The sequence below is a fragment of the Streptomyces sp. NPDC031554 genome (assembly GCF_055580685.1).
In genome coordinates this window covers 81041-101734 of the sequence record NZ_JBVIKX010000008.1, presented here as the reverse complement: position 1 = coordinate 101734, position 20694 = coordinate 81041, and the positions used below count along the sequence as shown (strand labels likewise).

Genomic DNA, 20694 nt, shown 5'->3' with positions numbered 1-20694 from the left:
CCGACGTGACGTACCGTCAAGTGCCGGTCGCCATCGTCGGGATGGCGGTGCTGCTGCCGGGCGCCCCCGACCTGGACGCCTACTGGCGGAACCTGCGGGACGGCGTGGACGCCGTCGGCGAGGTGCCCGACGGGCGCTGGGACGCGGACTACTACCGTCCCGGCACCGCCTCCGAGCCGGCCGTCGCGGACCGGGTGTACGCGCGACGGGGCGGCTTCGTGGACGGGCTCGCGCGGGTCGAGGTCACCCGGTTCGGGATCATGCCGAACTCGGTGGCCGGGACCGAGCCCGACCAGCTCATCGCGCTGCACGTGGCCGCCGCCGCCCTCGACGACGCGGGCGGCGCGGACCGCCTGGCGGACCGGGCGCGCACCGGCGTCGTCCTCGGCCGGGGCGGGTACCTCACCCCGGGCCTGGTCCGGCTGGACCAGCGGGTGCGGACCGCCGGCCAGCTCGTGCGCACCCTGGGCGAGCTGCTGCCGGACCTGCCGCGAGACCGGCTCGACCTGGTACGGGAGGCGTTCACGGAACGGCTGGGGACCGACAGCCCCGAGTCGGCGATCGGTCTGGTGCCCAACCTCGCCGCCTCGCGGATCGCCAACCGGCTCGACCTGCGCGGCCCCGCCTACACGGTGGACGCGGCCTGCGCCTCCTCGCTGGTCGCCGTCGACCAGGCGGTGCGCGAACTCGCCGGCGGCCGCTGCGACCTGATGCTCGCCGGAGGCGTCCACCACTGCCACGACATCACGCTGTGGAGCGTGTTCTCACAGTTGCGCGCCCTCTCCCCCAGCCAGCGCATCCGGCCCTTCCACCGGGAGGCCGACGGCATCCTGATCGGCGAGGGCACGGGCGTGGTCGTCCTCAAGCGGCTCGCCGACGCCGAACGCGACGGCGACCGGATCTACGCCGTCGTCCGGGGCACCGGTGTGGCGAGCGACGGCCGGGCGGCCGGGCTCGTCAACCCGGATCCGGGCGGTCAGGCGCAGGCCGTGCGGCAGGCGTGGCGGGCGGCCGGGCTCGATCCGGCCGCCTCCGGATCGATCGGCCTGCTGGAGGCGCACGGCACCGCCACCCCGGCCGGTGACGGGGCCGAACTGGCCACGCTGGCCGATGTGTTCGGGCCCGGTGACGGGGAGGCCGTACTCGGCTCGGTCAAGTCGATGATCGGGCACGCCATGCCGGCCGCCGGGGTCGCCGGACTGGTCAAGGCCGCCCTCGCGGTCCACCACGCGACGCTGCTGCCGACCCTGCACTGCGACGATCCGCACCCGGCGCTGGCCCGCACCCGCTTCCGCACGCTGGAGAAGGCCGTCCCCTGGGAGAGCACCCCGGACCGGCCGGTCCGGCGGGCCGCGGTCAACGCGTTCGGGTTCGGCGGGATCAACGCGCACGTGGTCCTGGAGGAACCGCCGGGGACCCGCGGCCCGGCCACCGCCCGCCCCGCGCCAGGGGGCCGCGGCCCGGCCGTCGCCCGCCCGGTGCCGGAGGCTCCTGATCCGGCCGCCGCGCCCCTGGTACCAGGGGCTCCTGACCCGGCCGCCGTCCGCCCGGTGTCCGGGGGCCGCGGCCCGGCCGCCGTCCGGCCGGCGGCACAGGTCGTCGAGACCGAGCCGGTGCTGCTGCTGGCCGCCGGTTCTCCGCAGGATCTGGCCGCCCTGCTCGACGCCGACGACGGCGCCGTGCGCGCCGCCGGACTCGATCCGGCCCGTCCCGGTCCGGGGGCCGGGCCGGTCCGGCTGGGGATCGTCGGCCCGACGGACCGGCGGCTCGCGCTGGCCCGCCGGGCGGTCGCCAAGGGGCGTGCCTGGCACGGCCGCAGCGACGTCTGGTTCCGGCCCGCCCCCCTGCTGGGCGCGGGCGGCGGCAGGCTGGCCTTCCTCTTCCCCGGCCTGGAGGGCGACTTCACCCCCCGGGTGGACGACGTCGCCGACCACTTCGGGCTGTCCGCGCCCGTCCTCGCCGAGGACGGCGCCGGCGACCTCGGCCGACACGGGCTGGGCGTCGTCGCCGTCGGCCGTCTCCTCGACACGGCGCTGCGCCGGGCCGGGATCGTGCCGGACGCGGTCGCCGGGCACAGCCTCGGCGAGTGGACGGCGATGGCGGCGGGCGGGCTGTACGCGGGGGACGAGGTCGACGCCTTCATGGCGGACTTCGACCCCGGCGCCCTCACCGTGCCGGGCCTCTCCTTCGGGGCGGTCGGCGCGCCGGCGGAGCGCGTGCTGGCCGCCCTGCGGGAGGAGCGGTGGGCCGGGGCCGGCCTGGTGCTCTCGCACGACAACGCGCCCGGCCAGTCGATGGTGTGCGGCCCGGACGGGGCGGTCGGGGAGTTCGTGCGGGACTTCCGCGCCCGGGGTGTCCTCAGCCAGGTGCTGCCGTTCCGCTCCGGCTTCCACACGCCGATGCTGGCACCCCACCTCGGCCCGATCCGGGAGGCCGCCGGACGGTTCCGGCTGCACCCGCCGCACACCCCCGTGTGGTCGGGGACGACCGCCGCGCCCTTCCCCGGGGACGAGGCGGGGGTGCGGGAGCTGTTCGTCCGGCACCTGCTGGAGCCGGTCCGCTTCCGGCAGCTCGCCGAGGCCCTGCACGCCGCGGGCCACCGGGCGTTCGTCCAGGTGGGTCCGGGGCAGCTCGGTTCCCTCGTCGGCGACACGCTCGGGGACCACGACCATCTGGTCGTCGCCGCCAACTCCCCGCACCGCACGGGTCTCGCCCAGCTCCGCCGGGTCGCCACCGCGCTGTGGGCGGCGGGCGCCGAGGTGGCCCCGGTGCCCGCCCCGGCAGCCGCTCGAGGGGCGCGCGCCGGCGCCGTACGACCCCGGCGGCAGCCGGTCGAACTGGACCTGGGCGGCGGCCTGGTGTCGCTCCCGCCCGCCCGGCTCGACGCGCTGCGGGCCGGGCTGGGACGGGCGGTGAGCCCCGCGACCGCCGGCCTGGACGCCCTCGACGCCCTCGCGCCCGGCTCGCCGGTCGCCGCCGAACTGTCCGCGCTGCTCCAGGACACGGCGGACACCGCGGCCGCCCTGCTGACCGCGCCGGCCCGCGCCGGGAGTCCCGCCGCGCCGCCGCCCGCCCGACCGCCCCTCACCGGGACACCGCCCACCGGGACACCGGTCACCGGACCGCCGCTCGCCGGGGCCCGGCCCGTCGGGACACCACCGGCCGAGCCGGCGCCCACCGGGACACCGGTCACCGGGGCCCGCCCCGTCGGGACACCACCGGCCGAGTCGGCGCCCACCGGACCGCCGCCCCTCACCGGACCGCCGCCCGGCCCGTACCGTACGACCGTCCGGGTCTCCCCCGAGGCGATGCCGTACCTCCTGGACCACTGCTTCTTCCCGCAGCGGCCCGGCTGGCCGGACGTGGCCGACCGGTGGCCGGTGGTGCCGGCGACGACGATCGTGCAGCACATCATGGACACCGCGCGGCGGGCCGCGCCCGGCCGGGTGCCGGTCGCCGTGCACGGGGCGCGGTTCGAGGAGTGGCTCACCGCCACCCCCGCCGTCGACGTCCCCGTCACCGCGGTCCCCGAGGGCCCGGACCGGCTGGAGGTCTCCTTCGGGCCGCGGGCCCGCGCCACCGTCGAACTCGCCGCCGCCCACCCGGTGCCGCCCGCCCCCTGGCCGGCCGGCACCGCCGACGAGCGGGTCCCCGAGCACACCGCCGAACAGCTCTACGCCGAGCGCTGGATGTTCCACGGCCCGGCGTTCCAGGGCGTCACCGACCTCACCGCGATCGGCGACCGGCACGTCCGGGGCGTGATCACCACGCCGTCCGCGCCCGGCGCCCTGCTGGACAACGTGGGTCAGATCCTCGGCTACTGGATCATGGCGACCCGCACGGAACGCACCGTCGTGTTCCCGGTCGGCATGCGCGAGATGCGTTTCCACGGGCCGCACCCGGCGCCCGGGACCCCGGTGGGGTGCCTGGTGCGGGTCACCTCGCTCACCGACGCCTTCCTGGAGGCCGACGTCCAGCTGACCGTCGGCGGCACGGTGTGGGCGGAGCTGCGCGGCTGGCAGGACCGCCGCTTCGACAACGACCCGAAGACCCGTCCCGTCGAGCGCTTCCCGGAGCGCAACACGCTCTCCGAGGCCCGTCCGGGCGGCTGGTCGCTGCTCCACGAGCGCTGGCCCGACCTGGCGTCCCGCGAACTGATCATGCGCAACTCGCTGGCCGGTCCGGAGCGCGCGCGGTACGCCGAGCACGCCCCCCGGGGCCGCCGGCAGTGGCTGCTGGGCCGGATCGCCGTCAAGGACGCCGTACGGCGGTGGCTGTGGGACCGGGGCGAGGGGCCGGTCTTCCCGGCCGAGCTGCGGGTGCACAACGACGAGGTGGGCCGGCCGTACGTGACCGGTGCGCACGGCAGGGTCCTGCCGGAGCTGGACGTGTCGCTGGCGCACTGCGCGGAGGCGGGGGTGGCGATCGTGCGGCCCCACACCCCGTGGCCGGGTCCCGGCATCGACATCGAGGAGGTCGCGGACCGGACTCCCGAGACCCTGGCCGCCGCCCTCGGCCCGGACGAGCTGCGGCTGCTGCGCGCGCTGACGTCCGACGGGTCCCCCGGCGGCTCCGAGGCGTGGTGGTTCACGCGTTTCTGGGCGGCGAAGGAGGCCGTCGCCAAGGCGGAGGGCACCGGGCTGCGCGGCCGGCCGCGGGACTTCACCGTCCTCGACGCCGCCCCGGCCGGCGACCGGCTGACCGTCGCGGGCCGCCTGGAACGCTCCTACACCGTGCACTGCGCACCGGCCGCCAACCCGCCCCGTCTGCCGGACCGCGCGTACGTCGTGGCCTGGACGACGGGTCCCACCGAAGCGAAGGAGTACGACCGATGACCTCCCCCACCCCCGTCGCCGCCGACGAGGCGGCCGTCCTCGCCGACCTCACGGAGATGCTCGGCCGGCTCATGGAGGACGAGTACGGCCTGGACGACGTCGAGATCGGCCCGCACACCACCTTCAACCGGGACCTGGAGCTGGAGAGCATCGACCTGGTCACCCTGGCCGGACTGCTCCAGGAGCGGTACGGCGACCGGGTCAACTTCGCGGAGTTCCTGGCCGGCATGGAGTTCGACGAGATCATCGAACTGACCGTCGGACGGCTCGTCGAGTACGTCGTGGCGGGCCTGAGGGCCGCGGAGGCGAACTGATCATGGCCATGGTCGACACCGGCGCCGTCCGGTTGCACGTGCAGCGGATCGGCCCCCGCGACGGCCGGCCGGCCGTCGCCACCGTGGTGCTGGTGCACGGTCTGCTCACCGACAGCCTGGCCAGCTACTACTTCACCGTGGCCCCCGCGTTCGCCGCCGCGGGCCTGGACGTGGTCATGTACGACCTGCGCGGTCACGGCCGCAGCGAACGCCCCGCCGACGGCTACACCCTGGACGACAACGTCGACGACCTGGAGGCGCTCCTGGACCGCCTCGCGGTGCGCGGCCCGGTGCACCTGGTGGGCAACTCCTACGGCGGGACGGTCGCGTTCGGCTACGCGGCCCGGCATCCGGAGCGGGCGGCGAGCCTCACGCTGGTGGAGTCCGAACCGGCCACCGCCGCCTGGGCGGTGAAGCTGGGCGGCATCCTCGACCGGGTGGTGACGCAGCTCGCGCACAACGAGCCCGACGCCATCGCCTGGATCACCGCGCACCGCGGCCACAACACCGCCCGGCTGGCCAGGGGCGCGGCCCGCCTGGCCCGCGACACCACGCTGGGCAGGGACATCCCGGCCAGCCGGGTGCTGACGGACGATCAGATCGCGGCGGTGGACTGCCCGGTGCTCGGTGTCTACGGCGGCGACTCCGACCTCGCCGAACTGGCGCCCCGGCTCGAGGCGTCGCTGCCGGACTGCCGGACCGTGGTGATCGCGGGGCACGAGCACTCGGTGCTGGTGGAGGCGGCCGCGACGGTGGGCGGTCACGTCCTGGCGCTGGTGCGGGAGGCCGAGGGCGCGGGCGGCCGGGCCCGCGTGCCCGCGCGCGGAGCGGGGCGTACGGGGGCCGAGGTCCGGTGAGCCGGTACCTGTTCGTGGTGCCGCCGCTGACCGGGCACGTCAACCCGGCCGCGGGCGTGGCGGCCGCCCTCGCCGGCCGGGGGCACCGGGTGGCGTGGGCGTGCCCCGATCCCGCGCTGGTCCGCCGGCTGGCGGGACCCGGCGCCGAGGTGTTCGCGTGCGCCGGGGCGCCGGACGGGAGCCGGCCTCCCGAACTGCGCGGACCCGAGGCGCTGAGGTTCCTGTGGGAGTGGTACCTGCTGCCGCTCGCCGAGGCGATGGCGCCGGGGGTGCGGGCGGCCGTGGAGCGGTTCGGGCCGGACGTGGTGGTCGCCGACCAGCAGGCCTTCGCGGGCGCCCTGGTCGCGGAACGCCTGGGCGTGCCGTGGGCGACCTCGGCGACCACCTCCGCCGAGTTCACCGATCCGCTGGCGGGGCTGCCGAAGGTCCGCGCGTGGCTGGAGGAACGGCTCGGACGGCTGCGGGCCGCGGCCGGGCTCCCGGCCGGCGGCGCCGATCCGCGGTTCTCGCCGCGGCTCGTCCTCGCCTTCAGCACACCGGAGCTGGCGGGCCCCGCCGAGGGCGTCCGCTGGGTCGGCCCCTCGATCGCGGCCCGGCCCGCCGCGGCCGGCTTCCCCTGGGAGTGGCTCGACTCCGGACGCGGGACCGTGCTGGTGACGCTCGGCACGGCCAACACCGACGTCGGCGGCCGCTTCCTCCGGGTGTGCGTGGAGGCGCTGCGCGACCGGGCGGACCGGGTGCAGGGGGTGGTCGTCGATCCCGGCGGCACCCTGGAGGCGCCCCCGGACGGCGACAAGGACGTCCTGGTCGTCCCCTCCGTCCCCCAACTCGCGCTGCTGGAGCGGGGGGTGGCCGCGGTGGTCTGCCACGCCGGGCACAACACGGTGTGCGAGGCGCTGTGGTACGGGGTCCCGCTGGTGGTGGCCCCCATCCGTGACGACCAGCCGGTGGTGGCCGGGCAGGTCGCGGACGCGGGGGCCGGGGTGCGGGTGCGGTTCGGCCGCACCGGCGCGCGACGGCTCGGCGAGGCCCTGGACGCCGTACTGGACACGACGGGCCACCGGGCGGCGGCCGAGCGGATCGGGGCCGCCTTCCGGGCCGCCGGCGGGGCGTCCGCCGCCGCGGACCGTCTCGAGGAACTCGCCGAGGAGACGCGATGAGCGACCGGATCGACCGGACCGAGCGGATCGCGGCCCTGCGGCCGGGCTACCGGGACGACCTCGCGGCGGGCGTGGACCGCTTCTTCGAGCCGCGCCGCGCCGACTGCCCCTGGTGCGGTTCGGCCCGGCTGACCACGCGGCTGCGGACCACGGACCTGCTCCAGCACAAGCCGGGCCGGTTCGTCCTGGACCGCTGCGGGGACTGCGGGCACACCTTCCAGAACCCCCGGCTCAGCGCGGAGGGGCTGGAGTTCTACTACCGGGACTTCTACGACGGGCTCGGCGAGAAGAAGCTCGGCGACACCTTCGGCGGGCGCACGAGGATGTACCGGGGGCGGGCGGTGTCGATGCTGCCGCACGACGCCGGGCCGAAGACGTGGCTGGACGTCGGCACCGGGCACGGGCACTTCTGCGCGGTCGCCGCGCAGGTGCTGCCGGACACGGTGTTCGACGGGCTGGACTTCACCGACGGCGTCGAACTCGCCGAGCGCGAGGGCCGGGTGCGGCACGGCCACCGGGGCGCCTTCCCCGACCTCGCGCCCGGACTGGCCGCCCGTTACGACGTGGTGAGCATGTTCCACTACCTGGAGCACAGCACCGACCCCGACCGGGAGCTGCGCGCGGCCCGGCAGGCCGTCCGGCCCGGCGGGCACCTGCTGATCGAGGTCCCGGACCCGCAGAGCCGCTACGCCCGTCTCCTCGGCCGGTGGTGGCTGCCGTGGCTCCAGCCGCAGCACCTGCACTTCGTGCCGGTCGCCAACCTGCGGGAGCGGCTGGCGGACCTCGGGTTCACGGTGGTCGCGGAGCAGCACGCCGAGGCGCACGACCCGGTGGACCTGCTGGCGGCCGTGTGGCTGGCGCTGGACCGTGCGGCGCCGCCCGAGGACGCGCCCTGGCTGCCCGAGCGGCCCGGCCGGGCGCGCCGCGCGCTGCGGGCCGCGCTGTTCCTCGCCGGCGTCCCGGTGCTGGTGGCGGGCACCCTCCTCGACCGGTTCGCCGTCCGGCCGCTGTCGCACCGGCTGGGCCTGTCCAACGCCTACCGGATCGTGGCGCGGCGCGACTGAGGAGCCGGGCACGGCACGTCCCGGGGGGCGGGAACGCGCTCCCACCCCCCGGGACGTGCCGTGCCCTGTCGCAGCGGGGCCCTCTCAGGTGGTGCGGCCGGTTCCGAAGACGGCGGCGGCGATGTGCTCGGCGATCGCCATGGAGGCCGTGGCGGCCGGCGAGGGGGCGTTGCGCACGGCGGTGACGCGGCCCAGCCGGTGGACGCGGAAGTCGTCCACGAGGGTGCCGTCGCGGTCCAGGGCCTGGGCGCGCACCCCCGCCCCGCCGCGCACCACGTCGCGGACGCCCACGCCGGGGACGTACAGCCGGGCGTCCTTCATGAAGGCCGCCGCGGAGAAGGAGCCGCGGTACTCCCGCAGGCCGGTGCGCCAGTGCCTCGCCGCCATCCGCCAGGTGCCGGGGTAGGCGGCGAGGCCGAGGAGGTCCCGCGGGGAGATGCGGGTGCGGGTGTAGCCCTCCCTGGCCAGGGCCAGGACGGCGTTGGGCCCCACCTCCACCGAGCCGTCGACGCGGGGGGTGAAGTGCACGCCGAGGAAGGGGTAGCGCGGGTCGGGCACGGGGTAGATCAGGCCGCGGACAAGGTCCGTCCGCTCCGGTCTGAGCAGCATGTACTCGCCCCGGAACGGGACGATCCGCGGCTCCCGCGTGTCCCGCGCCAGCTGCGCCACGGCGTCGGACTGCAGGCCCGCGCACAGGATCAGCCGGTCCACGCGGACCGTTTCCCGCCCCGAGGCCACCTCGATGCCGCCCGGCACCTCCTCGACGCCCGTGACGGGGAACCCGGGCCGGACCTCGCCGCCGGAGGCGACGACGTCCTCGGCGAAGGCGCGGGCGATCGCCGGGTAGTCGGTGATCGCGGTGCGCGGGGAGTGCAGGGCGGCGACCCCGCCGGCGTGCGGTTCGATCTCCCGGATCTCCTCGCGGGGGATCCGCCGCAGGTCGGGCACGTGGTTGCGGCTGGCCCGCTCGTAGAGGGCGTCCATCCGGCCGACCTCGTCCGCGCGGACGGCGACCACCAGTTTGCCGATCTCCCGGTACGGCAGCCCGCGGTCCTGGCAGTACTCGCGCAGCAGGGCCACGCCCCGGACCGTCAGGCCGGCCTTGAGGCTGCCGGGGGTGTAGTAGATGCCGGCGTGGACCACGCCCGAGTTGTGGCCGGTCTGGTGGAGCGAGACCTCCCGCTCCTTCTCGAACACCACGACCCGGGTGCCGGGCCGGCGCAGGGCGATCTCGCGGGCCGTGGCCAGTCCGACGATGCCGGCGCCGACGATCCCGATCGTCTCGTCAGCCATCGGCGCGCTCCCGTGTGCTCATGTGCTCAGCCTCCGCTCGTCCCGCCGGCCACCGAGGTGGACGGCGACCGTCTCGACCCGCGGGGAGAACCGCGGGAATCCCTCACCCTGCTCTTTGTACGCGGTGCCGGACGGCGGAACCGGCCGAACGACGGACGCGGGTCGAAGGGTGCAGGACGGAGGCAGGGGACGGCGGGAGGGGGAACGGGGGCAGGGGGGCGGCGTGAGGGGGAACGGAGGCAGGGGACGGCGGGAGGAGGGACGGCGGGATGACCGGTCGGGAAGCGGTGGTGCGCAGGACGCCGGCCCCCGGCACCTGCGCGGTGCGGTGGCCGGCGTCCGTGCGTGCCCGCGGGACCCGTGCGACGCGTCGCGCTCCCGTCGCCGGGCCGGAATCCGGGGACCTCGTCACGCTCGTCACGGAGGCCCTGATCCCGAGGACCCCCTCGTGGCGAGGGCCCGGGACCCTGCCGGAACGACCCGGGAGCCCGCCGGAACCGCCCGGGCGGTCCGCCGGAGCGGCCCGGCGTCCGGGCAGCCCCCGGCCGGCCGCCCGGACCGGGACGGTCAGTGCGCGGCCAGCGGCTGCTCGCGCGGGCTGTCCTGGGCGGCCGTCCGCGGGGCGCGCAGGGCCGCGATCCCGATGAGGACCATGGAGGACACGCCGGCGAGCGCGAAGGCCGTGAACCCCCACTCGCCCTGGTCCGCGGCGAGGAGCCGGCCGCCGAGCCACGGGCCGAAGACGGCGCCGAAGCGGCCCATGCCCGAGGTCCAGCCGACCGCGGTGGCGCGGTGGTCCGGGGCGGAGCGGATGGAGACCGTCGCGTAGATCATCGTCTGGGCGCTGTTGAGGAAGACGCCGGTGAGGAAGACGACGATCATCGTGACCGTCATCGGCATGTGGACGCTGAGCAGGTAGACGCCGGCGGCGGTCAGCGCGAACCAGATCGCCGAGATGCGCGGGGCGCCGAAGCGGTCGGCGGCCCGGCCGGCGACCAGCATGCCCACGATGCCGCCGAGGTTGAAGACGACCACGAAGGACAGCGCGGAGCCCAGTTCGTAGCCCTCGGCACGCATCAGGGTGGGCAGCCAGGTGGCGACGCCGTAGACGAGGAGCAGACCGCCGAAGGAGGCCGCCCAGTACAGCAGGGTCCGGGACCACTCGCCGCCGCGGAAGAGGCCGGCCAGGTTGGTCCAGCGGTCGCCGGCGCCGGCGGGCTCGGCGGCGGGCAGTTCGACGTTGTGGCGGGCGGCCAGTTCGCGGGCCTCCGCGGTGCGGCCCTTGGCGACGAGGAAGCTCAGCGACTCGGGCAGGAACCGGGCGAGGACGGGGACGAACAGCAGCGGCAGCACGCACACCCAGAACGCGGCGCGCCAGCCGACGGGGTCGATGAGCCACTTGGCGACGTAGGCGGAGAGGATGCCGCCGGCGTGGTGGGCGGTCATCAGCAGGCCGATGACGAGGGCGCCGCGGCCGCGCGGGGCGTAGTCGGAGACCATGCTGATCGCGGTCGGCAGCAGTCCGCCGAGGCCGATGCCGGCGAGGGTCCGGCCGAGGCCGAAGACGGCGACGCCGTCGGCGAGGGCGCACAGGCCCGAGGCCAGCGAGAAGAGGGTCACGCAGGCGACCATCAGCTTCTTGCGGCCGATCCGGTCGGCGACCGTGCCCGCGGCGAGCGCGCCGATCAGCATGCCGAAGGTGGCGTAGCTGCCGAGGTCGCCGGCCTGGTCCGGGGTGAGGCCGAAGGTCCTGGTCTCCAGCAGGTGCGGGAGGACGGAGCCGTAGATGAACATGTCCAGGCCGTCGAAGAGGACGGCCAGCCAGCACAGACCGACGGCCAGGAGGGCCAGTCCGCTGCCGCGGGCGGACAGGGGGGAGGGGGAGGAGGACATCGTTGTTTCCTCTCGTACGGGCGGGGTGCCCCGACGCTAGAGACCTGCGGCGATTTTCGTCAACACTTTTGTCAACAATCTCATCGACGATCGGTTCCGCGTCGGGGCGGCGAGGCCCGGCAGGAGCTGCCGGAAGGCCGTCAGGGGCCTTCCGGGGCGCCCGGGAGGGGCGTCACGCGACCGGTGGGCGGCCAGGGGGCCGGGAGGGGGGTCACGCGACCGGCGGGGTGCCGTGGGTGTGGAAGGACTCGATGGTTTTCAGGCCCCAGGCCTGGCCCTTCCCGCGCTCCTCCTCGGTCCAGGTGATCAGCGGCCAGTCGGGCGCGAGCACCAGGCGGGTCAGCGGGTTGCACAGTTCGATCCGGTTGCCGCCGGGCTCGTAGACGTACAGGAAGAACGTCTGCTGGATGGCGTGCTTGTGCGGCCCCGTCTCGATGAACACACCGCTGTCGACGGCGAGATCGGCGGCGCGCAGGATGTCCTCGCGGGTGTCGGTGGCGAAGGCGACGTGGTGCAGCCGACCGCTGCTGCCGGTCCAGTCCGAGGTGTAGACGACGTCGTACGACTTGTTCGTGTACGTCAGCCAGCGTGCCGCGATCCTCCCGGTGTCGAGCCGGATCTGCTCGGTGGGGCGGGCGCCGAGGACGTCCTGCTGGAACCCGGCGTTGGCGAGGACGTCGGCGGCGAGGAAGTTGACGTGGTCCAGCCGTCGCACGCCCACGCCGCGGTTGGGCTTGGCCTGCGGCTGGTTCTTCAGCGCCGGCCGCAGTTCGCCGGGGGCCCGGTAGTGCTCGCTCTCCCAGTACAGGGCGTGCTCGTGGCCGTCGGGGTCGGTGGTGACGTACAGCCTGCCGAGGCCGGGTTCGTCCTCGGTCCAGTGGCCGGTGCCGCCCGCCGCCTCGACCGCCGCCACCCGGCGCCGGAGCGCCTCCTCGCTGGAGGTGCGCAGGGCGAGCCGGCCCAGGCCGGGGGTGTCGCGGGCGGTGAGGACGAGGCTGTGGTGCTCGTAGTCGTCGAAGGTGCGCAGGTAGACCGTGTCGCCGTCCCGGCCGTTGACGGTGAGGCCCAGGTAGTCGGTGAAGAAGCCGACGCTGGCGTCCAGGTCCGGGGTGAACAGCTGGGCGTGGCCGATGTGCGCGATGTCGCCGAGCGGCGGAGTCATCGTTGACCTCCAAGGGGGTGCGGGTGGATCGGTGCCGTCCCGGCGGACCGCGGGAACACGGTGCCGTCGAAGAGCTTGCGGGCCGTGCGGACCACGGCCGTGCGGCGGGCGCGGGGCAGGCCCTCGGGGGTGGTGCCGAGGCTGCTGTCGACGTCCAGGAACCCGGTGGGATGTTCTATGCGGATCCGGTCGCTTCCGGATGCGACGCGCGCCAGGCCGGCGCCGACGCCTCCTTCGACGCGCAGGCCCGCGGCGACACCCGCCGCGCCGAGCACGCCGATGGAGGGGTGGCAGCGCACCGGGATGAAGGTGCGGGTGGTGACGGCGCCGCCGGCGCGGGGCGGGGCCAGCAGCGTGAGCTTGGGCACGGTGGTGTCGGTCACGTCCCCGAGCCCCATCCGGCGGCCCGCCTCCAGCCGGATCCGGTGGAGCCGGCCGGCCAGGTCCCGGTCGGCCTCCAGCTCGGCGGGCGGCTCGTGGCCGGTGACCTCCAGCGAGGCCGCGGCGATCAGGACCGTCGGCATGCCGTTGTCCACGCAGGTGACCTGGACGCCGTCGATCTCCTCGCGGGCGCTGCCGGTGGGCAGGAGCGGTCTCGGGCCCGGCGGGAACTCGATCAGCACGGGTGCCGCGGTGCCCGGCACGCCGGAGATCTCCGCCTCGCCGGTGTAGTCCACCCGGCCGCCGGGCGTGGGGAAGGTCGCCGTGGCCCGGTCGCCGCTGTTGACCATGCGGACGCGGACCGAGGTCTCCTCCGGGCCCGCCGGGACCAGCCCGCGCTCGACGGCGAACGGGCCGACGCCGGCGAGGATGTTCCCGCAGTTCTGACGGTCACTCACTTCGGCCCGTTCCACAGCCACTTGCAGGAACAGGTAGTCGACGTCGGCGTCCGGGTCGGCGGAGGGCGAGACCACGGCCACCTTGCTGGTGAGCGGGTGCGCGCCGCCCACGCCGTCGATCTGGCGCTCGTCGGGACTGCCCATGATCCGCAGCAACAGGTCGTCCCGCAGGGCGGGTTCGGCGGGCAGATCGGCGGCGAGGAAGTAGGCGCCCTTGGAGGTGCCGCCCCGCATCAGCAGGCACGGCACCTCCTCGGGCACACCGTTCACGAGGACTCCCCCGCGCCCGAGGCGTACTCCTCGTACGTCCGGTACTCGACGCCGAGCCGCTTCAGTGTGTCCCTCAACCCGTAACGGTCCAGTCCGAGTTCGCCGTCGAGGAAGGCGGCGCGGGACGCCGCCTCCTTCACCTCGCGGGCCTCGGACGCCGCGGCGACGGCGCGGGCGCGTTCGCGCGGGACGACCACGACACCGTCGTCGTCGGCGAGGATCACGTCACCGGGGCGGATCACCTGGCCGTCGACGGCGACCGGCACGTTCACCGAGCCGCCGGTGGCCTTGACGGTGCCCTGCGCGGAGACCGCCCGCGACCAGGCCGGGAAGTCCATCTCGCGCAGTTCCTGCGTGTCGCGGACGCCGGCGTTGACGACCAGGCCGCGCACGCCGCGCCGTTGGAGCGCGGTGGCGAACAGTTCGCCGAACATGCCGTCGGTGGACGGCGAGGTGGTGGTGACGACGAGGACGTCGCCCTCGCCGCACTGCTCGACGGCCGCGTGGATCATCAGGTTGTCGCCGGGCCAGCTGAGCACCGTGACGGCGGTGCCCGCGATCCGCACGCCCTGCTGGACGGGCCGGATCTCCGGGCCCAGCAGGCCCGTCCGCCCCATCGCCTCGCTCACGGTGGCCACTCCGAAGGCGGCGAGCGCCTCGACGTCCTTCGCGTCCGCCTTCGGGGGGCCGGTGACGATCACGCCGCTCATGCCAGCTCCTTCGCGATCTGCGGGTAGGGGCGCATGTACGCCTCGGCCATCGTCCGGTGCGCGAGGCCCAGGTTGGGGCCGGCGTTGCGCTTGAGCTGGACGCCGCGGCGGACGGCGAGGTCGGTGTAGTAGTCCCACAGGTGCTGCTGGGCGCCGAGGCACTCCATGGCCTTGCGCTTGGTCTCCCACACCTCGGTGATGTCGAGGAGGACCTCGGGCCGGAAGCCGCTCATCTCGGGCTGGTGCGGCTCGAAGTAGAAGACGGGCGGGGCGCCGATGATCTCGCCGGGGCCCGGATAGCCGATGGCCTGGGCCAGGACCCGGGCCTCCAGGGCCATCCGGTTGGCGGCCGGGTGGTCGCCGTTGTACGGGTCCTCCACGGGGTGGGTGAGGACGACGTCCGGCTGGGTCTCACGGTAGACCTCGACCAGCTTGTCGGTCAGTTCCGCGGTCGCGACCAGCGGGTAGTCGCCCGCGTCGAAGAAACGCACCTCGGCACCGAGGGTGGCGGCGGCGCGTTCGGCCTCGTCGCGGCGCATCGCCTTGATCTCGTCCAGCCGCTTGCCCTCGCGCCATGCCTTGGCGGACTCGCCGCGCTCGCCGAAGGTCAGGCACGCGATGGTGACCTTCTCCCCGCGCGAGGCGGCCAGGGCGACGGCACCGCCCGCGCGCCACACGAAGTCACCGGCGTGCGCGGTGACGACGAGGGTCGATCGGGGTGGGCCGGCGGGCGCTGTGGCCTGGGTCATGCTGCAATCTCCCTTGTGGGGCGACTCGCCTCCGGGGCGCTCCCGCCGGTGTCCGCGCGGACCGCGACCGCGCGGCCGGCCCCGCGGGCCGCACGCACGCTCGCGCTCCGGACACCGGCGCGCCCCTTCGGCTCGGTCGCCGTGGTGACAGGTGGGCGCCCGCCCCGCACAGCCGTGATCAGTCGCGCAGTGCCTCGATCACGCTGGTGAGGTGGGCGCGGACGGCCGTCTCGGCCGCCTGCGGGTCCCTGGCCCTGATCGCTTCGATCATGGTCAGGTGCTCGTTCAGGGATTGCTGCGGACGCCCCGGCCTCAGCGCCAGCTGGAAGCGGTGCCGGACCAGTTGGGCGTTGAGCCGCTCCAGCAGTTCCTGCGCGGTCCGCTGGTCGGAGAACTCCCTTATGCGGACGTGCAGTTCGTGGTTCAGCTCGGAGTAGGTCACCGGTTCGCCGGCGGCCACGGCCTTGCTCATCGCGGTGCCGAGGTCGGTCAGCCGGTCCAGCTGCTCGTCGCTGGCCGCGACGGCGGCCTTCGCCGCGCACAGCCCTTCGAGGACCATCCGGCACTCGGTGATGGCGACCGCCTCGTCCACGCTCACCACCCGCACCCGCGAGCCGCGGTTGCGGATCCGTTCGACGAGTCCCTGGGACTCCAGATCGATGAGCGCGGCGCGGATGCTGGCCCGCGTCACACCGAACTGCTCGGCGAGCTCGTTCTCCACCAGCCGCTGTGCCGGTGCCATCTCGCCGTGCAGGATCGCCTGCCGCAGCTGCGCGAGCGCATGCTGCTTGGCCTGCTCCCCGGTGCTCGGACGGGCTTCTTTCGGCATCGTTGCCCTCCCTGAGTGAGTGCCTGTCGAAACTAAATCTAGCCAGACAACATTGTCAACAATTTTGTTCGCCACATTGCGGCCGCAGTCGACGGGCCGGCGCGATCGGTCCGTGACGGCGCCGTCCCCGCGAGGGGCGGCCCGGGGGCCCCTTCGCGGGCCGGCCGGTGGTCGCGGGCCGGCCGGTGGTCGCGGCACTCTTGACACCCCGGAAAACGGAAGATCAGGGTGGTCCGGACAAGGTGTGGACCGGTCCACAAGGGGCTGTTGCCGTGAGTGATCCGCTGGGTGTCGCCGTCGTCGGGTTCGGCTGGATGGGCCGTGTGCACACACGGGCGTACGCGCGCGTGCCGCACCACTTCCCGGGGCTCGCCCTGCGGCCCGAGCTGGTCGCGGTCGCCGAGGAGGTGCCGGGCCGGGCCGAGGAGGCCGCCGGGCAGTACGGGTTCGCCTCGGCGGTGCGCGACTGGCGGGAGGTCGCCGCCGACCCGCGGGTGGCGGCGGTCAGCGTCACCGCGCCGAACTTCCTGCACCGCGAGATCGGTGTGGCGATGGCGGAGGCCGGCAAGCACCTGTGGATCGAGAAGCCGGTGGGCCTCGGCGCCGACGACGCCCGCGCGGTCGCGGACGCGGTGGCGAAGGCCGGCGTCCAGAGCACGGTCGGCTTCAACTACCGCAACGCGCCCGCCGTCGAGGCGGCCCGCGAGCTGATCGCCGCCGGCGACATCGGCGCGGTCACGCATGTCCGCATCCGCCTCTTCAGCGACTACGCCGCCCACCCCGACTCCGCCCTGACCTGGCGCTACGAGCGGGAGCGCGGCGGCAGCGGGGTCCTGGGCGACCTGGCCTCGCACGGCGCCGACCTGGCCCGCTTCCTGCTCGGCGAGATCACCTCGCTGACCGCCGACACGGCCGTCTTCGTCCCCGAGCGGGCCCGCCCCACCGGCGCCACCGCCGGCCACACCCTCGCCACCGGCGGCGTACGCGGCCCGGTCGAGAACGAGGACTACGTCAACTGCCTGCTGCGGTTCGCCTCCGGCGCCCGCGGCGTCCTGGAGGCCTGCCGGGTCTCGGTCGGCGAGCAGAACGCCTACGGCTTCGAGGTGCACGGCACGCGCGGCGCGGTGTCCTGGGACTTCCGCCGGATGAACGAGCTGGCGGTCGGCCGCGGCACCGCCTACCAGGACCAGCCGGTCAGCACGGTGTACGTCGGCCCCGGCGCCGGTGAGTTCGGCGCCTTCCAGCCGGGCGCGGCGAACGCCATGGGCTACGACGACCTGAAGGTGATCGAGGCGTACCGCTTCCTGCGCTCCGTCGCCGAGGGCACCCCGTACGGGGCGACCCTCGCGGACGCCGTGCGCGGTGCGGCCGTACTGGACGCGATGATCCGCTCGGCCGCGAGCGGGACCTGGGTGGACGTCCCCGCGGCGTAGCGGACCGGTGCCGCGCCCGTGCGCCGGCCCACGGCGGTCGCACACCGCCACCCGTCGGCGGCAGGCGGCCGGCGGCACGCCGCACACGGTCACCCGACGGCGGCCGCCGGCAGGTTGTACGGCGTCACGACCTGGATCGGCGACGGCAGCACGGGTCCGGCCGGCGGCAGCGCGCCGTGGGCGCGCATCACGACGTGGCAGGCCTCCCGCAGGTCCTGGCGCAGGTCGTGGTGGAGCACGGCGGACAGCCGGTGCTCGCGCAGCAGGCGGGTGTTGTCGTGGTCGAGGTCGTGGGCGACGAACACGGCGCACGCGCGGCCGAGGTCGGCGAAGGCACGCAGGGTGGCGATGTTGCCGCCGCCGATGGAGTAGACGGCGCGGATCTCCGGGTCGCGTTCGAGGGCGGCGCGCACCAGGTCGTACTGGGTGGCGTCGAGGCCCTGGCCCTCGGTGATCTCGACGAGCGCGCGGTGCGGGTGGCGGGCGCGCACGGCGCCGCGGAAGCCCATCTCGCGCTCCTCCTCGTTGCGGAAGAAGCCGCTGCTGAGGCTGGTGAGCACATTGCCCGGCCGTTCGCCCAGCCACTGGTCCATGAGGTAGGCGGCGGTGGCGCCGGCGGCCCGGTTGTCGATGCCGACGTAGGCGAGGCGGGCGGAGGCGGGCAGGTCGGTCACGAACGTCACCACCGGGACGCCGGCCTCGGTGAGCCGGCCGACGGCGGCGGTGACCTCGGGGACGTCCGGGGCCTTGAGGACCACGCCCTGCGAGCCGCGCCGGGCGATCCGGTCCAGGGTGGCGACCAGTCCGGCGACGGGCCCGGTCTCCCGGAAGTGGAAGCGGGAGCGGACGACCGCCGGGCGCAGCGACGGCAGTTCGGCCTCCAGGGCGGCCCGCACGGCGGTGGAGAACCGTTCCGGCGCCTGCATCACGATGTCGATCATGAAGGTGCGGCCGACCAGCCTGACCTGGGTGCGCTGCCGGTCGAGGTCGGCGATCGCCCGGCGGACCTCCCGCGCGGTGCTCTCGCGCACCCCTCCCCTGCCGTTGAGGACCCGGTCCACGGTCGCCTCGCTGAGGCCCGCCTGGCGGGCGATCTCGCGGATCGGGAAGGGGTGGCCCACGCCGTCGGCTCCTTGAGGGGTTTTTGATGGCTTCCTGCTGGTTGTTCGAGGGGTTTGTGCTGACAAGAATGACAGCACCGGACCGTTCCTGTCACCGAACGTCCCTGCCGCCCGGACACCCCCGTCACCGAACGCCCCCGTCACCGAACGCCCCTGTCACCGAACCGCCCTCGTCACCGAGAGGACGACGATGTCCTTCACCCCCTGGCTGTCCGCGCGGGACTGCGACCTCGACGCCTTCCGCGCGCTGGTCGAACGCGGCACCGACGCGGCCGACCACCCGCACGCCTCCCGCGTGGAGCACGGCGTCCTCGGGTACGACGGCGACCGGCTGCGCGACGGCGACGCCCGGGACGTCGGGGCCGAGTCGGTCCGGGCCCTCACCGACGGGCCCGGCGTCGTGGTCGTCCGGGGCGCCTTTCCCGAGACGGCGGTCGTGGACCGGCTGACGGCGGTGTTCGACGCCCTGATCGCCGGGCAGCGGGCGTCCGGCGGGGCCGCCGGCGACCACTTCGCGAAGCCCGGCGCCGACGACCGCGTGGGGAACGCGCTGGAGAAGGCGGCCCGGTACGACCCGGAGGCGTTCGCCGACCACTGCCGGCGCACGGCGGGCAGCCGTTCCTCGCCCCGTACGTCGCCGCCAGGGCGGGCCTGGCGGGTCTGACGCGCAACGCGGCGCACGCCCACCGCTTCGACCGGGTCCGCGTCGACGGACCGAACACCGGCTGGACGGCGACCGAGGGCGAGGACGCGACGCAGCGGGCCTTCCACGGCGCCGGGGACGACTGGCGCGAGCGGGCGGCCGCCCGGCTGCCGATGGGCGGGCTCGGCCGACCGGACGAGATCGCCGACTTCGTGGTGTTCCTGCCGTCCGAGCGGTCCGGCGTGGTCACCGGTTCGGTGATCGACTGGGACCAGAACGTGCTCGGCGGCCTCGACCGACTCCCCCTCCCACCGGCGACTGCCCTCCCCGTACGACCTCCGCCCGTACGGCTTCCCCCTCCGTACGACCTCCAAGGAGCTGCACCCCCATGCGTATCGGCATTCTCGGCCTCGGCCGCATCGGCGCCTTCCACGCCGAGACCCTGTCCGGACTCGACGCCGTCGAGTCGCTCGTCGTCGCCGACCCCTTCACCGAGGCCGCCAAGGCCGCCGCCGACCGGTTCGGTGCCGAGGTCGCGGACTCCCCGGAGGCCGTGCTGGCGGCCGGGGTGGACGGCGTCGTCGTGGCCGCCGCCACCGACGCCCACCCGGCGCTGATCCTGGCCGCCGTCGAGGCGGGCGTGCCCGTCTTCTGCGAGAAGCCGGTCGCGCGGACCATGCGGGAGGGCGTCGAGGTGCTCCGGGCCGTGCGGGACGAGGACGTGCCGATCCAGATCGGCTACAACCGCCGCTTCGACGCCGGGTTCGCCGCCGCGCGCGCCGCCGTGCGCTCCGGCGAGCTGGGCGCCCTGCACACCGTGCGGTCGACCACGCTGGACCCGGCGCCGCCGCCGGCCGCGTACGTCGCCGCGTCGGGCGGCATCTTCCGGGACTGCTCGGTGCACGACTTCGACATCATCCGCTGGGTCACCGGCCGCGAGGTGCGCGAGGTGTACGCGACCGGCGGGAACCGGGGCGCGGACTTCATCCGGGAGGCGGGCGACGCCGACACCACGGGCGCGCTCCTCACCCTGGACGACGGCACGATCGCCGCGGTCTCCAACTCCCGCCACAACACGCGTGGTTACGACGTCCGCATGGAGATCCACGGTTTCCTGGACTCCATCGCGGTGGGTCTGGAGGACAAGTTGCCGCTGCGCTCGGTGGAGCCGGGCGCGACCTTCCCCGCCGGCACCCCGCACGACTTCTTCATGGACCGCTTCACCGCCGCCTACCGGGCCGAACTCACCGCGTTCACCGAGGTGGTGGCCGGCACCCGGCCCTCGCCGTGCACGGTCGAGGACGCCCTGGAGGCCGGCTGGATCGCGGAGGCGTGCACGCTGTCGCTGCGCGAGCACCGGCCGGTGACCATCGCGGAGGTGCGCGCCGCCTGACCGGCCGGCGGGCACCGGGCCCGCCGCCGGGTGCCGCCCCCCTCCCGTCACCTCACCGCCGGACGGCCGCCTCGTCCCGGAACCTCGGAACCGGGGAGAGTGTCCGACGACGGCAGTCCCGGAGCCGAC

General features: G+C 75.2%; 15 protein-coding genes and 2 pseudogenes. 9 read left to right on the top strand and 8 right to left on the bottom strand.

Going from position 1 to position 20694, the window contains the following annotated elements:
- Positions 1–5: 5 nt before the first annotated feature.
- Genes ACZ5FU_RS21570 through ACZ5FU_RS21550 form a run of 5 tightly spaced genes read left to right on the top strand, consistent with a single transcriptional unit; the run spans position 6 to position 8230 of the window.
- Entirely contained in the window at positions 6–4835 is a 4830-nt protein-coding gene (locus ACZ5FU_RS21570; protein ID WP_469046241.1) for a type I polyketide synthase, read from the top strand.
- On the top strand, positions 4832–5149 hold the full coding sequence (locus tag ACZ5FU_RS21565; protein ID WP_451529352.1) for an acyl carrier protein: 318 nt from the start codon (positions 4832–4834) through the stop codon (positions 5147–5149). Before ACZ5FU_RS21570 ends, ACZ5FU_RS21565 begins: the two co-directional genes overlap by 4 nt.
- Positions 5150–5151: 2 nt before the next feature.
- Entirely contained in the window at positions 5152–6006 is an 855-nt protein-coding gene (locus ACZ5FU_RS21560) for an alpha/beta fold hydrolase (protein WP_451529351.1), read from the top strand.
- Positions 6003–7166 carry a glycosyltransferase gene (locus ACZ5FU_RS21555; protein ID WP_468646524.1) on the top strand — a complete coding sequence of 388 codons (1164 nt, stop codon included), beginning with the start codon at positions 6003–6005 and terminating at the stop codon, positions 7164–7166. The genes ACZ5FU_RS21560 and ACZ5FU_RS21555 overlap by 4 nt, the downstream gene beginning before the upstream one ends.
- Entirely contained in the window at positions 7163–8230 is a 1068-nt protein-coding gene (locus ACZ5FU_RS21550) for a class I SAM-dependent methyltransferase (protein ID WP_451781195.1), read from the top strand. Before ACZ5FU_RS21555 ends, ACZ5FU_RS21550 begins: the two co-directional genes overlap by 4 nt.
- Positions 8231–8314: 84 nt before the next feature.
- Here ACZ5FU_RS21550 and lhgO read toward each other — a convergent pair whose 3' ends face one another.
- The 7 genes from lhgO to ACZ5FU_RS21515 all read right to left on the bottom strand — a co-directional run bounded on the left by lhgO (position 8315) and on the right by ACZ5FU_RS21515 (position 15975).
- On the bottom strand, positions 8315–9523 hold the full coding sequence (gene lhgO, locus ACZ5FU_RS21545; protein WP_451529348.1) for an L-2-hydroxyglutarate oxidase: 1209 nt from the start codon (positions 9521–9523) through the stop codon (positions 8315–8317).
- Between the two features lie 567 nt (positions 9524–10090).
- Entirely contained in the window at positions 10091–11416 is a 1326-nt protein-coding gene (locus ACZ5FU_RS21540; RefSeq protein WP_469046239.1) for an MFS transporter, read from the bottom strand.
- 211 nt (positions 11417–11627) lie between these two features.
- A complete protein-coding gene (locus tag ACZ5FU_RS21535) occupies positions 11628–12578 on the bottom strand; it encodes a catechol 2,3-dioxygenase (RefSeq protein WP_451781193.1) in 951 nt (316 codons plus the stop codon).
- Positions 12575–13687: a 4-oxalomesaconate tautomerase gene (locus ACZ5FU_RS21530; protein ID WP_469046237.1), complete on the bottom strand. Its 1113-nt coding sequence runs from the start codon at positions 13685–13687 to the stop codon at positions 12575–12577. The genes ACZ5FU_RS21535 and ACZ5FU_RS21530 overlap by 4 nt, the downstream gene beginning before the upstream one ends.
- Positions 13684–14397 (bottom strand): 4-carboxy-4-hydroxy-2-oxoadipate aldolase/oxaloacetate decarboxylase, encoded by a 714-nt coding sequence (locus ACZ5FU_RS21525; RefSeq protein WP_468646520.1) that lies wholly within the window; start codon positions 14395–14397, stop codon positions 13684–13686. Before ACZ5FU_RS21525 ends, ACZ5FU_RS21530 begins: the two co-directional genes overlap by 4 nt.
- The gene (locus tag ACZ5FU_RS21520) at positions 14394–15146 is read right to left on the bottom strand and encodes a PIG-L deacetylase family protein (protein WP_451529343.1); all 753 of its coding nucleotides are present in this window, start codon (positions 15144–15146) and stop codon (positions 14394–14396) included. The genes ACZ5FU_RS21525 and ACZ5FU_RS21520 overlap by 4 nt, the downstream gene beginning before the upstream one ends.
- A gap of 178 nt (positions 15147–15324) precedes the next feature.
- Positions 15325–15975: a GntR family transcriptional regulator gene (locus ACZ5FU_RS21515; protein WP_451529342.1), complete on the bottom strand. Its 651-nt coding sequence runs from the start codon at positions 15973–15975 to the stop codon at positions 15325–15327.
- Between the two features lie 272 nt (positions 15976–16247).
- On the opposite strand from ACZ5FU_RS21515, the gene ACZ5FU_RS21510 reads away from it, so the two are divergent.
- Positions 16248–17408, top strand: coding sequence for a Gfo/Idh/MocA family protein (locus ACZ5FU_RS21510; protein WP_469046235.1), 1161 nt, complete (start codon positions 16248–16250; stop codon positions 17406–17408).
- Positions 17409–17497: 89 nt separating this feature from the next.
- Here the strand turns inward: ACZ5FU_RS21510 and ACZ5FU_RS21505 are convergent, their stop codons facing one another.
- Positions 17498–18529 carry a LacI family DNA-binding transcriptional regulator gene (locus tag ACZ5FU_RS21505; RefSeq protein WP_451529340.1) on the bottom strand — a complete coding sequence of 344 codons (1032 nt, stop codon included), beginning with the start codon at positions 18527–18529 and terminating at the stop codon, positions 17498–17500.
- Positions 18530–18719: 190 nt separating this feature from the next.
- Here ACZ5FU_RS21505 and ACZ5FU_RS21500 point away from each other — a divergent pair.
- The 3 genes and pseudogenes from ACZ5FU_RS21500 to ACZ5FU_RS21490 form a co-directional block, all read left to right on the top strand.
- Positions 18720–19124, top strand: a pseudogene (locus ACZ5FU_RS21500) (phytanoyl-CoA dioxygenase family protein); the annotation flags it as partial.
- Between the two features lie 5 nt (positions 19125–19129).
- Positions 19130–19468 (top strand): annotated as a pseudogene (locus ACZ5FU_RS21495) (SDR family oxidoreductase); the annotation flags it as partial.
- Positions 19469–19560: 92 nt separating this feature from the next.
- Positions 19561–20565, top strand: coding sequence for a Gfo/Idh/MocA family protein (locus ACZ5FU_RS21490; RefSeq protein ID WP_469046233.1), 1005 nt, complete (start codon positions 19561–19563; stop codon positions 20563–20565).
- Positions 20566–20694 lie beyond the last annotated feature (129 nt).